Here is a 13,399-nt window from a genome sequence, read left to right as displayed (position 1 = left end):
GGCTTCGTCGTTCGTGGGGCACTCGTGACCCAGATGAGACGCCGCAAATGCGGCCCTATGTCGTGGGCAGCAGTTAGGCTCGGAGGGCGCCCGACTGGGGGCAGTGAGGAGGAGCCTGATGGCTCGCATCGGTGAAAGCGCCGACCTGTTCAAGTGCTCCTTCTGTGGCAAGAGCCAGAAGCAGGTCCAGCAGCTGATCGCGGGACCGGGCGTGTACATCTGCGACGAGTGCGTCGAGCTGTGCAACGAGATCATCGAAGAGCGCATGGCCGAGTCCGGCACCGGCGAAGTCGCCGACTTCGACCTGCCCAAGCCCCGCGAGATCTTCTCGTTCCTCGAGGAGTACGTCGTCGGCCAGGAGCCCGCCAAGCGCGCCCTGTCCGTCGCGGTCTACAACCACTACAAGCGCATCCGTGCGCACGCCACCCTTCAGCCCGCAGAGCAGCGCGCCGACGACATCGACATCGCCAAGAGCAACATCCTGCTGCTCGGCCCCACCGGGTGCGGCAAGACCTACCTGGCTCAGACGCTCGCGAAGCGACTGAACGTGCCGTTCGCAGTAGCGGATGCCACGGCGCTGACCGAAGCAGGCTACGTCGGTGAAGACGTCGAGAACATTCTGCTGAAGCTGCTGCAGGCCGCCGACTTCGACACCAAGCGTGCCGAGACCGGCATCATCTACATCGATGAGGTCGACAAGATCGCCCGCAAGGCCGAGAACCCGTCGATCACGCGCGACGTGTCGGGCGAGGGCGTGCAGCAGGCGCTGCTGAAGATCCTCGAAGGCACGGTCGCCTCGGTACCACCGCAGGGCGGTCGCAAACACCCGCACCAGGAGTTCATCCAGATCGATACGACGAACGTGCTGTTCATCGTGGCCGGCGCGTTCGCCGGGCTGGAAGAGATCATCTCCTCTCGCGTCGGCAAACACGGTGTCGGCTTCGGCGCACGCCTGTACGACAAGGGCGAGAACATCAACCTGTTCAGCGAGGTGCTCCCGGAGGACCTGCACAAGTTCGGCCTGATCCCGGAGTTCATCGGTCGCCTGCCGGTCGTGGCATCCGTCGCCCCGCTTGACCAGGACGCGCTCATGGAGATCCTCACCGAGCCGCGAAACGCCCTCGTCAAGCAGTACCAGCGCATGTTCGAGCTCGACGGCGTGCAGCTGGAGTTCGAGGAAGACGCGCTGCGCGCGATCGCCGACCTCGCGGTGCTCCGCAAGACCGGCGCGCGCGGGCTGCGGGCGATCCTCGAAGACGTGCTCGGGCCGATCATGTTCGAGATCCCGTCCACGGAAGACGTCGACAAGGTGATCATCACGCGCACCTCGGTCGAGGAGGGCAGCACTCCGACGCTCGTGCTGCGGCAGAAGCGCAAGAGCGCCTGACCCCCTGCCGTGTCGGCGGCCCGCGCTACCGTCGCGGCCATGACGCAACCGCAAGCCTTCTCGTTCCGCGCATCGGACGAGCTGCTCGACGATCTGCGCCACCGTCTCGCCACCGCGCGCTTGCTGCCCGACTCGCCACGCCGCCCCGCCTCGGGGATGGCTGCCGACTACCTGGCTGAGCTCGTCGCCGCATGGCGCGATTTCGACTGGCGCTCGCGCGAGCAGTGGCTCAATTCCCATCCCCAGTTCCTGGTCGACATCGGCGACGCGACCGTGCACTTCGTGCACCGACGATCGGCACGCGACGACGCACCCGTGCTGCTGGTGATGCACGGCTGGCCGCACACCTTCGCCCTGCAGCTGGACTTCACCGACCTGCTTCCCGATTTCCACGTCGTCGTGCCGAGCTTCCCCGGGTTCGCGTTCTCCCCGCCCTACCGCGACGGTCCGATCACCGAACGGCGCCTGGCCGACACGATGCACGCCCTCATGACCGAGGTGCTGGGTTACTCCCGTTACCTGACCTATGGCGAGGACGTCTCCGCCAACGTCAACGATCTGCTGGCCGCCACCCGCCCCAAGGCGGTCGCGGGCGTGCTCGTGACGCACGCGCATTTCCCTTCGCAGCACGAGCGCGAACAGCTGACGGATGCCTCCGAGACCGCGTTCTTCGCGGAACTCGCCGCCGCTCACGGCACCGACGGCGCCTACGGGCACGTGCAGGCGACGCGACCCGATACCCTCGCGGTCGCGCTGAACGACTCGCCCGCGGGTCTGCTGGCGTGGCTCACCGAGAAGCTCGTGGAGTGGAGCGACACCTCGGCGGGCGATCCGCACGCGGTGGAACTGCGCATCTCGCGCGAACGCATCCTCACCGAGGCGATGATCTACTGGGCGACCCAGAGCATCGGCACGTCGTTCCGTCCCTACTATGAGGGTGCCGACCAGCCCGAACCGATGCCGCCGGTCACGGTACCCGCGTCGGTGCACATCCAGCGCCACGAGGGCGATTATCCGGAGTCCCTCGCGCTGCGGTTCTACCTGGACCTGCGCACCTTCGAGCGTCTCACCGAGGGCGGGCATTTCGCTGTTGCCGAGATCCCAGCAATCATGGCAGACCGGGTGCGCGCCTTCTCCCGGAGCCTCGGCATGCTCTGATCGGCCGGCCGGCGTGTAGAGGCGTGCACGAAATGCAAATTCGCACAATGCGACAATACAAAATCGCCACGCGCAAAAGCGCCTGAGGGTCTGCTCAATCCGCTACAGTCGGGCCACGACTGACTCGATGGGGAGACCGTGGATATCGACTTCACACAACTTCAACTGGCCGGCCAGGTGCTGGAACGCCAACGGGGCCATGCCGATGCGATCGGCACGCACCTGGAGACCTACGCCCGCTTGAACGCCGGCGAACTCGGGCTCATCCTGCAGCTGGTCCAGCCCATCAGCGATGCGATGGTGGATGCCGGCAAGAAGGCGACGGCATTCTCCTCGCTGGCGTTCAACGAAGGCACCGCGCGGATGGAGCAGACGGTCAGGACGTATGTCGATGCCGAGCGCACCGCCCACGAGGCGACCGCGCAGGTGATCGGGATGCTCGGCGGTGACAGTGCCCCCTATGCCCCGCCGAACGCACCGACGCTGGGCGCACCGCAGACGGCGGCGCCGTCGCGTTACGACGAGCCCGACGGCAATGTGTTCAACCAGGCCTTCGGGGACGGCTATTCCGCCGGGGAGTGGGCGTTGGGGACAAGGGACGACGTGGCCGGTCGGGCCAAGGACGCGCGGTCGCGGTCACGCAGCGTGACCGAGGCCGTCGACGTGCGCTCGTTCCTGCCGACGCCTCGGGGCGAGGATCCCGAGATCGAGAGCATCCGCTGGAAGGCGGGTCCGATCTTCGGCAGCGTGGACTGGGTCTTCGAGAAGCTCGTCGGATATTCCCTCCTCGAAGAGGTCACCAAACCCTTCTCCGGCGACTGGGAGCGGATGCGGGAGGCGCAGATCGCGTGGACGCACACCGGCGACGCCATGACCGCGGTCGGTCGCAACGCGATGGGGCTGCTGCCGCCGATGGCGAGTTGGACGGGCAGGGGATCGGAGGCTTTCGCCGCCGCGGCCGCGGTCATCTCTCAGGCCCACACCGCAGCAGCTGGCCCGGCGGGCACCGTCGCGTCGGCGATCAAGGTGCTCATCCTGCTCTGCAAGCAGGCAGTGGGGAAGATCCTCGCGAAGCTGGAGGAACTCAGCGAGAAGCTTCTCAGGATCGCCGCAAAAGCCTCCATTCCGGTCGTAGGGTGGATCGCCGCCGTCGCAGACGCGGGTCTCACGGTGCACGAGCTGATCAAGGACGCGCAGTGGGCATACAAATGGATCAACCGCATCTACGACCTGGCCTCCGGCATGGTGAGCAGCATCGGCGCCATCGTGGACAACGCGATGCGCATGGCCGATCTGTATGAGGGCCTGGCCCGCGGCGCGATGGCGAGGGCGTGATGACGACGGATCGCCAGGAACCCGATGTGACGCGGGACGACCTCCCCGAGCTGCGCGGAGATTTCCAGGACATGGCTGACCAGTTCGCACAACTGCTGCGCGAAGCGGACGCTGAGCTGGCCGCGCGGGATGCCCAAGCTGACGCCACAGGCGCTGAGTCGGACGAGGAACATGCCGAGCAGGCCCGCTCAGGAGCGCTCGGCCCCGACTGGCGCGTCGTCCAGGGGCGTATCGACCTCGGCCGGACGACGCTGAAGGCCGTGTTCTCCGGGGAGGATGCCTCGCCCGAGGCGGAGCGTCTGCGCGCTGTTGCCAGACGCAATCTGGAGGAGTTGCGTGAGTCCTGGTCCGCCGAGGAGCGCGACGAGGGTGACTCAGCGCCTCCTGCACCCGACGTGGTCTTCGCGCAGACGTTGCGCGACTCGCGCGCACGCTTCGAGCAGGCTGCCGCACGGATTCAGGACGCGCTGAACGCCATGGGGCGCCGGGAGGGGCAGGAGAATGTCTGATCTGTCGGTCACGCCGGCGAGCGTCGAGTCGCTGTCGGCGTCCGTGGACGCGAGCGCATCGGGCATCGAGGGCCAGCTGTCAACGCTGCGCGGCGCGAAGCAACAGCTGCTCGGCGCATGGGTCGGCGAGGCGGCGAACGCGTACAGCGTTGCGCAGGATGAGTGGTTGCAGAAGGTGCAGGCACTCGCCGGCGTCGCACACGCAGCTGCGGAGGCGGCGCACACTGCTGCGACCGCTTACCGTGAGGCGGACGAAGCGGTCGGCAAAGCCTGGGGGCTGTAGCGGATGCCCGACGAACGCGCTTTCGAGCCCGTGACGCGCCGCAACATCAACACGGCCGGTGCCGGCGAGGAGATGCGCATCGCTCCGATCGGTCGGCACGGGTTCACCTCCGGCGGCGGGAGGTTCGTCGTGCGGACCGATCCGGGGACCGTCATGGAGGTCGCCGTCGCGCAGCTTCAGGCGGTCGGGTTCGCGCTGGGTGACGACACGTTCCAGCGGCTGCTGACCGAATCGGGGTCGGAGTGGCTGGCCCAGGATCTGCGTCTGGGTGACATCAAGCGATCGCGCAGACGCGGACTCATCGCCTGGGCCGTGGAGGACACCGGGCTGGAGTTCTTCCGGCGGTTCTGGCGCGGCGCGACCCCGACGCTCGTCGTGGCGTCTGCGCGGGCGACGCCGGCCGGCGCGGAACTGGTCATCTTCCCCCACGCCTCGACTCGCGGTGGCCCCGGCGGGAACGACGCCGGGCCGCTGATCCGCACGACCCTCGCGGTGCTGAATGACCATTTCTCGGGTGCCGGAACGCTGGTCTCCTTCGAGCGCATGCGGGGGATCAAGAACGACGGGTCCCCGGCGTCGCAGGCTGTCGTGCGTGACCTACTGGGGTGGCGCTGAGCACCCGCCGGTGACGACACCGGCGGGTGTCGTCCCCGGTCAGTCGTTCAAGCCGCGGCGCTCCAGCAGTGGTTCGATCTCGGCATCCCGGCCGCGGAAATCGCGGTAGGCCTCCAACGGATCCTTCGAGCCGCCCACGCCCAGCAGGCGCTGGCGGAACCGGTCGCCGTTCGCCCGCGTGAGGCCGCCGTTGTGCTCGAACCACTCGACCGTGTCGGCGTCGAGCACCTCGCTCCAGATGTACGAGTAGTAGCCGGCGCTATAGCCGCCGGAGAAGACATGCGCGAAGTAGGTCGAGGAGTAACGCGGCGGCACCACGGCGTTGTCCAGGCCGATCTCGGCGAGGGCGGCAGCTTCGAAACCGCCCACGTCGCTCACCTCAGCCGCCCCGGCCGCGCCCAGGCGATGCCACGCCTGGTCGAGCCACGCCGCAGCCAGATACTCGCTCGTCGCGAAGCCCTGGTTGAAGACTTCGGATGCCGCCAGCTTGTCGACGACCTCGGCCGGCAGCGGCTCGCCGGTGTCGATGTGGCGGGCGTAGTTGGCCAGCACCTCCGGCCAGTAGATCCACATCTCGTTGACCTGGCTGGGGAACTCTACGAAGTCCCGGTACACGTTCGTGCCGGCGAAACTCGGGTAGGTGACCGTGGCGAACAGGCCATGCAGGGCATGGCCGAACTCGTGGAAGAGCGTTGTCACCTGGTCGAGGGTCAGCAGCGTGGGCTGCCCGGGGGCGGGACGCGGCACGTTGAGGTTGTTCACGACGACCGGCGCAGTGCCACGCAGGCGGGACTGGGACACGATCGAGTTCATCCACGCCCCGCCGCGCTTGGTGTCGCGCGTATACAGGTCCAGCACGTAGAGCCCGAGCGGCGAACTGTCGGCGTTGTGGATCTCGAACACCCGGGCGTCGCGGTGATAGGCCGGCAAGTCGGTGCGCTCGGTGAACGTGATGCCATAGAGCGCCGTAGCAGCGTAGAAGACGCCGTCGCGCAGCACCCGCTCCGCCTCGAACCAGGGTCGCAGCGCGGCGCGATCCAGGTCGTAACGCGCTTGGCGCACCTGCTCGGTGTAGAACGCCCAGTCGTGCGCCTCGAGCGCGAACGCGTCGGGGCTCCCGTCGATGATCTCCTGCAGCGCCGCGCGCTCGCGCGCCGCGTTGCGGGCGGCGGGCTCGGCCAGGCGGAAGAGTAGGTCGCGGACGGCTTCGGGGGAGCGGGCCGTCTCATCGGAGGTGATGTAGGCGGCGTGGCTGTCGTAGCCCAGCAGCTCGGCGCGCTGTGCGCGCAACCGCACGATCTCGCGCAGCACGTCGCGGTTGTCGTGCTCGTTGCCGCGCGAGCCACGCGAGCGGGATGCCTCCAGCAGCCGGCGACGCGACTGACGGTTCGTCAGCGAGGAGAGGTACGGATGCCCCGTGAACAGGGTGAGTGCGATGACGTACTGCCCGTCGAGGCCGCGATCGGCGGCCGCTTGCGCTGCCGCGGAAAGCTCGCCCTCGGTCAGTCCGTCGAGTTCGGCGGCATCGTCGAAGACGACGGCGAGGTCGTTGGTGTCGGCGAGGAGGTTCTTCTCGAACGTCGTGGTGAGGATCGACAGTCGCTGGTTGAGTGCGGTCAACCGCTCCTTCGCGTCGTCGGACAGTCCCGCCCCGGCATGGGTCATCTCGGTGAAGCGGCGCTCCAGGAGATAGCGCTGCTCGGCGGTCAACTCCAGTTCGGCACGACGCTGATGCAGGTTCTCGATGCGGGAATACAGCTCGCTGTCGAGTCCGATGGCGTCCTGGTGGGCAGACATCAGCGGGGCGAGCGTTTCTTCGACTGCCTGGATCTCGGGCGTGGCATCCGCCGATGACACCGTGTAGAAGGTCCGCGCGACTCGTCCGAGCAGATCGCCGGAGCGTTCCAGCGCCTCCAGGGTGTTCTCGAAGGTCGGCTCATCGCTCTGCCCGGTGATGACGGCCACCTCGGCGCGCTGCTGCGCGAAGGCCACGTCGAACGCGGGGAGGTAATGCTCCGCCCGGATCTCGCGGTAGTCGGGCAGCCCGTAGGGCAGCTCGCTTGCCATCAGCAGAGGGTTCGTCGCGGCATCCGTCATCGCATCAGCCTATTGGCGCGCCGAGCGATGACCCGCGCACCCGCGCCGCTGGCGCGCGTCAGGCGAAGTCGTCGTCCGGGTCGTGCCCGACCACGGCGTTGCCGTGAGCATCGAGCGTCACGGTCACACCGGTGTCGAGCTCGGCGATGGGCCGGCGCTCGAGCCAGGTAAGCGTCCAACGGGGGCGAGGCTGACCGAGTTCGTCGCCGGGCATCGCCCGGTCGACCGCGCGGATCTGCTCACGCAGCACGTCCGGCACCGCGGCGGGCGGTTCGTCTCCTGAGGTCCAGCGGGTTCCTAACTGCACGTCACACCTCCTGCGGGGCAAGCACGATGTCGAGCACCGAGGTGGACTCGGCCTCCTGATACACGATCTCGGCGATGCGGCCGACGGCCTTGAGGTCGCCTTCCGCCAGGCGCAGGGCAGCGGTGGCCGCCGCGGTCGCGGCAATCGTCGCGCTCTGCACGTGGGTCTTCTGCGATGCCTTAGCCTCCGTCTTGGCGCGACGGATGCTGATGAGCGCTTCGCCGACGATGCGAAGCACCGCCGGGTCGCCCTCGATGCCGAGCGGCTCGGGCCACGGCGCAGTGTGCACCGACCCTTCCTCGAACCACGACCAGGCCTCTTCGGTCGCGAAGGCCAGCACCGGCGCGAGCAACCGCAGCAGCGTCGACAGCGCCAGGCGCAGCGCCAGCGCAGCGGAGGGCTGCCCCACATCGGCCTGGTTGTAGGCGCGTTCCTTGACCAGCTCGAGGTAGTCGTCGCAGAACGTCCAGAAGAACGCCTCGGTCACTTCGAGCGCGCGGGCGTGGTCATACGCCTCGTATGCCTTCGTCGCCTCGCGCACGACGCCGTCCAGGGTCGCGAGCATCGACGCGTCCAGCGCGTGGGTCACCTCGGCGCCCTCGGGCACCGGGAACGAAAGCACGAACTTGGCGGCGTTGAGAACCTTGATCGCCAGGCGCCGGCCGATCTTGACCTGAGTGGGGTTCTGCGGGTCGAACGCGGCATCCGCGCCCAGCCGGCTCGACGCCGACCAGTACCGAACGGCATCCGTCCCGTGCTGGGCGAGGATGTCGGCGGGCGTGACGACGTTGCCCTTGGACTTCGACATCTTCTTGCGGTCGGGATCGACGATGAAGCCGGAGATCGCGGCATCCGTCCACGGCGCGCGGCCGTCTTCCAGGGCGCTGCGCAGCATGGTGGAGAACAGCCAGGTGCGGATGATGTCCTGGCCCTGCGGGCGCATGTCGAACGGGGCGACGAGATCCCACAGCTCGGGGTCGCGCTCCCAGCCGCCGGCCAGTTGCGGGGTGAGCGACGAGGTCGCCCAGGTGTCGAAGATGTCCTTCTCGGCGTCGAAGCCGCCCGGAACGCCGCGCTGGTCCTCGGTGTAGCCCGGGGGAACGTCGCTGGTGGGGTCAACGGGCAGGCTCGCCAGGTCGGGCGTGAGCACGCGGCTGTAATCGCGCTCCCCGTCCTCGTCCAGGGCGTACCAGACCGGGATCGGCACGCCGAAGAACCGCTGGCGCGAGACGAGCCAGTCGCCGGTGAGGCCGTTGGTCCAGTTCTCGTAGCGCACGCGCATGAAGTCCGGATGCCACGACATGCCGGCGCCCAGCTCGATGAGCTTCTCGCGCAGGGCCGCGTCGCGCGCGCCGTTGCGGATGTACCACTGGCGCGTGGAGACGATCTCCAGCGGTCGGTCGCCCTTCTCGTAGAACTTCACCGGGTGGGTGAAGGGCTTCGGGTCGCCGATGAGCTCGCCGGATTCCTGCAGCAGTTCGACGATGCGCTTCTTGGCGCTGAATACCGTCTTGCCGGCGATCTCGGCGTACGCCGAGCGTGCGGCATCCGTCACGATCACATCGGGAGCGTCGGCGACGATGCGACCGTCCTTGCCGAGGATCGTGCGGTTGGGCAGGTCCAGCTCCCGCCACCAGATGATGTCGGTGACGTCGCCGAAGGTGCAGATCATGGCGATGCCCGATCCCTTGTCCTTCTGCGCGAGGGAGTGCGCGAGTACCGGAACCTCGACATCGAACAGCGGGCTGCGCACCGTGGTGCCGAACAGCGGCTGGTAGCGCTCGTCGTCGGGATGCGCGACGAGGGCGACGCAGGCGGCGAGGAGCTCGGGGCGCGTGGTCTCGATGTGGATGTCGCCGTTGCCGTCGGTGCGGTGGAATGCGACGCGGTGGTACGCGGCGGGCTGGTCGCGGTCTTCGAGCTCGGCCTGCGCGATGGCGGAGCGGAAGTCGATGTCCCACAGCGTGGGCGCGAGCGCCTGGTACGCCTCGCCGCGCTCGATGTTGCGCAGGAACGCCAGCTGGCTGGTGCGGATCGTGTCGTCCGAGATGGTGCGGTAGGTCTGCGTCCAGTCCACGCTCAGCCCGAGCTGGCGGAACAGCGCCTCGAAGTGCTTCTCGTCCTCGACGGTGAGGCGTTCGCACAGCTCGATGAAGTTGCGGCGGCTGATGGGCACCTGGTCGGCGGCCTTGCTGCTCTTGTTGTCGCCGCCCTCGAACGGCGGCGTGAAGTCGGCGTCGTACGCGAGCGACGGGTCGCAGCGCACGCCGTAGTAGTTCTGCACCCGGCGCTCGGTGGGAAGGCCGTTGTCGTCCCAGCCCATCGGGTAGAACACGGTCTTGCCGCGCATGCGCTCGTAACGCACCTTCACGTCGGTGTGCGTGAAGGAGAAGACGTGCCCGATGTGCAGGCTCCCCGATGCCGTCGGCGGGGGAGTGTCGACCGAGTAGACCCCGGCGCGGCCCTTGGCCTTGGCCGCGTCACGGTCGAAGAGGTACGTGCCGCGGTCGCTCCACGCGGCATCCCACTTCTGCTCGAGGCCTTCCAGCGCGGGCTTTTCGGGGATCTGCGGCACGGGGTACTCCTCGATATGTGCGGCACTGTGTGAGCGTGCCTGAGTGTGGACTGTCGCCCAGTTTACCGGGGCCGTGGTGCCGGAGTTGCGCATGCGTTGACTAGCCCGGGTGAGGGGATCTGCCGGAACGCGGGCGGATGCCGCGGCTTGGACCGCGCCCGGGCAGATCTCCGCAGCCCGGCAAACTCGCGGGCGGGTGGTCACCTCGAGTTGCCGAAATGCGGGGATCTGCCGGAATGCGGACGGATGCCGCGACATCGACCGCGCCCGGGCAGATCTCCTTGCCTGGGCAAACGCGGTTGCCGCGATGCGGGGATCTGCCGAAATGCGGGGATCTGCCGGAACGCGGACGGATGCCGCGAACGCGACCGCGCCCGGGCGGATCTCCTTGCCTGGCGTCTCCTCCCCAGGCTCCAATCGCGGCGCGCCGTCCCGATCTCGGCCCCGCCGCCCCTCGAGGAAGTTCCGCGGGTGGCCACACTGTCCCGATGGAGCTCATCACCACCGTCATCGCCCTCGGCGGAGTTGCCCGTTGTACGTCGCTGAACGCCGCCGGGTTCAGCAAGTACCGCATCGCGCTGGCCGTTGCCGCCGGCGAGTTGGTGCGTGTGCGGCGAGTATGGGTCGCCACCCCGGATGCCGACCCGTTCCTCGTCGCCGCCGCGCGCGACGGCGTTGTTCTCACCTGCGTGAGCCAGGCACGCCGGCTCGGCCTGTGGGTGCTGTCCGACCCGGTCCCGCACGTCGCCGCGAAACCGCACGCCGGCGGCATCCGGGTCACGAAGGCGCACGTGCATTGGGCTGCGCCGCTGCTGCCGCGGCATCCGAATGCGCTCGTCGACCCGATGGAGAACGTACTCGCTCTGGTCGCCGCGTGCGTCCCCTTCGAGCAGGCGCTCGCCGTCTGGGAATCGGCCCTGCGTCGGCGCACGGTCGAGCGCGGTGCGCTGGAGCGGCTACCTCTCGGTGGTCGGGCGCGCCGGCTGCTGACCCTGGCGAACCCGTTCGCCGACTCCGGCCTGGAGAGCTTCGTGCTGCCCCGTCTGCGGTGGCTGGACCTGCCGATCGTGCCGCAGGCGTGGATCGCCGGGCATCGCGTCGATTTCCTCATCGGACAGCGGCTCGTGCTGCAGATCGACGGTGGCCACCACGTGGGAGCGCAGCGCGAAGCGGACATCGCCCACGATGCCGAGCTGATGCTGCTCGGCTACCACGTGATCCGGGTGGGCTACCGCGACGTCGTGGAAAACTGGCCGCGTGTGCAGGACCTGATCCAGCGCGCCGTCGCGCAGGGCCTGCACCTCGCGCGTTGACCGAAACGCGGGGATCTGCCGGAACGCGGGCGGATGCCGCGGCTACGACCGCACCCGGGCAGATCTCCGCAGCCCGGCAAACCGCGACGACGGCCCGGCCAGGCGCGAAACCAACCCTCGACCGATAGATCCACCCCGTCCAAAAAGGGGTTACGGTGGAATGTCACCCCCTCCGCACCCCTCGAGGACCCACATGCCTTCTCTCCGCCGCTTGCTGCCCGTTTCCGCCGTCGCCGTCGCGACCGCCCTCGCCCTGAGCTCCTGCGCCGCTCCGGGCGACGAGGCCGCGGGCTCCGAGGTGGTCTGGGCCATCGAAGGGGCGAACCTCTCCGCGGGCCACATGGACCCGCAGACCAGCCAGCTCGACGTCTCATCGCTCGTGCAGCGCGCCGTTCTCGATTCGCTGGTCTTCCAGGAAGCCGACGGCACGTTCTCGCCGTGGCTGGCCGAGTCATGGGAGGTGGCAGAGGATGCCACCAGCTACACGTTCCAGCTGCGTGAGGACGTCACGTTCCACGATGGCGAGGTCTTCGACGCCGCCGCGGTGAAGGCGAACTTCGACCGCATCGTCGACCCCGAGACGGCATCGGCGCAGGCGGCCAGCATGATGGGCGCAGAGTTCTACGCCGGCACCGAGGTGGTCGACGAGCACACCGTGCGGGTCGACTTCACTCAGCCCTACGCGCCCTTCCTGCAGGCGGCGAGCACGGCGCACCTCGGCTTTTACTCACCGGCCGTACTGGACGAATCCGCCGACCAGCTGAAGGCCGGCGGCCCCGGCATCACGGTGGGCACCGGTCCGTTCGAGCTGACGGAGTACGTCGCCGATCAGGAGATCGTCTACTCCCGCAACGACGACTACGCGTGGGGTCCGGGAGGCCAGGAGGCCGCGCAGTTCGAGACGCTGCGCGTGTCGATCCTGCCCGAGGCGGCGGTGCGCGCCGGCGTCATCGACAGCGGCGAGGCCGACATCGCCAGCCAGCTGCCGCCGAACCTCGCCGCGGAGCTCGAGGGCGTGACCGTCGACACCAAGGAGTACCCGGGCCTGCCCTATTCGCTCTACCTCAACGAGGCGTACGGCGTGTTCGCCGACGAGCGGGTGCGCGAGGCTTTCAGCCGCGCGATCGACATCGACACCGCCGTCGAGGAGATCTTCTACGGCCAGTTCCCGCGCGCGTGGAGCATCCTCGGTTCCACCACTCCCGGCTACGACGCGTCGCTCGAAGAGGCATGGCCGTTCGATCCGGATGCCGCGAACGCGCTGCTCGACGAAGCCGGCTGGACCGAGACCGACGCCGAGGGCTACCGAGTCAAGGACGGCAAGCGCCTCTCCGCACGGTGGATCGCGTGGACCCCGGTCCCCGACGACCGCACCGCGCTGGCCAACGCGATCCAGTCGGACCTGAAGGCCGTCGGCTTCGAGGTCGTGCGCGAGGTCCTGGAGCCCGGCGCCTACAACGAGCAGTACGAGCCGAAGACCTTCGATCTCACCGACTGGGGCTTCTCCGGCATCGACCCCGACCTGCTGCGCAGCCACCTGCACACCGACGGCTTCCAGAACGCCTCCCAGGTGAGCGACCCCGAGATGGACGCGCTGCTGGAATCGGCGGTGGCGACGACGGATGCCGACGAGCGTGCGGCGGCCTACGGCCAGGTGCAGCAGTGGAACGCCGAGCACGTCGCGATCGTGCCGCTGTACAGCCCGGCGTTCATCACCGCCGTCGGCGAGACGATCTCCGGCCTGGCCTACGATCTGTACGGATGCCCCCTGTTCTACGACGTGACCGTCGAGTGAACGAGCGCCCACGGGCGCGGAGGTC

The 13,399-nt window shown here is 68.5% G+C and carries 11 protein-coding genes; 8 read left to right on the top strand and 3 right to left on the bottom strand.

The annotated features are described in order from the left end of the window. Positions 1–118: 118 nt before the first annotated feature. From clpX to QNO11_RS07695, 6 genes are all read left to right on the top strand, one after another. Positions 119–1,387, top strand: a complete 1,269-nt coding sequence (gene clpX / locus QNO11_RS07720; protein ID WP_257509655.1) for an ATP-dependent Clp protease ATP-binding subunit ClpX — start codon at positions 119–121, stop codon at positions 1,385–1,387. A gap of 39 nt (positions 1,388–1,426) precedes the next feature. After that, the gene (locus tag QNO11_RS07715) at positions 1,427–2,545 is read left to right on the top strand and encodes an epoxide hydrolase family protein (RefSeq protein ID WP_257509656.1); all 1,119 of its coding nucleotides are present in this window, start codon (positions 1,427–1,429) and stop codon (positions 2,543–2,545) included. A 138-nt stretch (positions 2,546–2,683) separates the two neighbouring features. After that, complete coding sequence (locus tag QNO11_RS07710) at positions 2,684–3,880, top strand: hypothetical protein (RefSeq protein ID WP_257509657.1); 1,197 nt, start codon at positions 2,684–2,686, stop codon at positions 3,878–3,880. Beyond that, the gene (locus QNO11_RS07705; RefSeq protein WP_257509658.1) at positions 3,880–4,389 is read left to right on the top strand and encodes a hypothetical protein; all 510 of its coding nucleotides are present in this window, start codon (positions 3,880–3,882) and stop codon (positions 4,387–4,389) included. Before QNO11_RS07710 ends, QNO11_RS07705 begins: the two co-directional genes overlap by 1 nt. Continuing rightward, positions 4,382–4,672, top strand: a complete 291-nt coding sequence (locus QNO11_RS07700) for a WXG100 family type VII secretion target (protein ID WP_257509659.1) — start codon at positions 4,382–4,384, stop codon at positions 4,670–4,672. Before QNO11_RS07705 ends, QNO11_RS07700 begins: the two co-directional genes overlap by 8 nt. A 3-nt stretch (positions 4,673–4,675) precedes the next feature. Beyond that, the gene (locus QNO11_RS07695) at positions 4,676–5,287 is read left to right on the top strand and encodes a hypothetical protein (RefSeq protein WP_257509660.1); all 612 of its coding nucleotides are present in this window, start codon (positions 4,676–4,678) and stop codon (positions 5,285–5,287) included. Positions 5,288–5,326: 39 nt separating this feature from the next. Here the strand turns inward: QNO11_RS07695 and QNO11_RS07690 are convergent, their stop codons facing one another. From QNO11_RS07690 to valS, 3 genes are read right to left on the bottom strand one after another with little or no spacing between them, the layout of a single operon-like run. Next, entirely contained in the window at positions 5,327–7,384 is a 2,058-nt protein-coding gene (locus QNO11_RS07690; RefSeq protein ID WP_257509661.1) for a M3 family metallopeptidase, read from the bottom strand. 58 nt (positions 7,385–7,442) lie between these two features. After that, the gene (locus tag QNO11_RS07685) at positions 7,443–7,691 is read right to left on the bottom strand and encodes a hypothetical protein (RefSeq protein WP_257509662.1); all 249 of its coding nucleotides are present in this window, start codon (positions 7,689–7,691) and stop codon (positions 7,443–7,445) included. 1 nt (position 7,692) lies between these two features. Continuing rightward, the gene (valS, locus tag QNO11_RS07680; protein WP_257509663.1) at positions 7,693–10,266 is read right to left on the bottom strand and encodes a valine--tRNA ligase; all 2,574 of its coding nucleotides are present in this window, start codon (positions 10,264–10,266) and stop codon (positions 7,693–7,695) included. 488 nt (positions 10,267–10,754) lie between these two features. Between valS and QNO11_RS07675 the strand changes: the two genes are divergently transcribed. Together QNO11_RS07675 and QNO11_RS07670 are read left to right on the top strand one after the other, a co-directional pair. After that, positions 10,755–11,579, top strand: a complete 825-nt coding sequence (locus QNO11_RS07675; RefSeq protein WP_257509664.1) for an endonuclease domain-containing protein — start codon at positions 10,755–10,757, stop codon at positions 11,577–11,579. A gap of 193 nt (positions 11,580–11,772) precedes the next feature. Further along, on the top strand, positions 11,773–13,374 hold the full coding sequence (locus QNO11_RS07670; protein ID WP_257509665.1) for an ABC transporter substrate-binding protein: 1,602 nt from the start codon (positions 11,773–11,775) through the stop codon (positions 13,372–13,374). Positions 13,375–13,399 lie beyond the last annotated feature (25 nt).

Origin of the sequence: Microbacterium sp. zg-B96 (assembly GCF_030246865.1) — a bacterium.
Lineage (GTDB): Bacteria > Actinomycetota > Actinomycetes > Actinomycetales > Microbacteriaceae > Microbacterium.
This window is presented reverse-complemented; position numbering and strand designations above follow the sequence as displayed.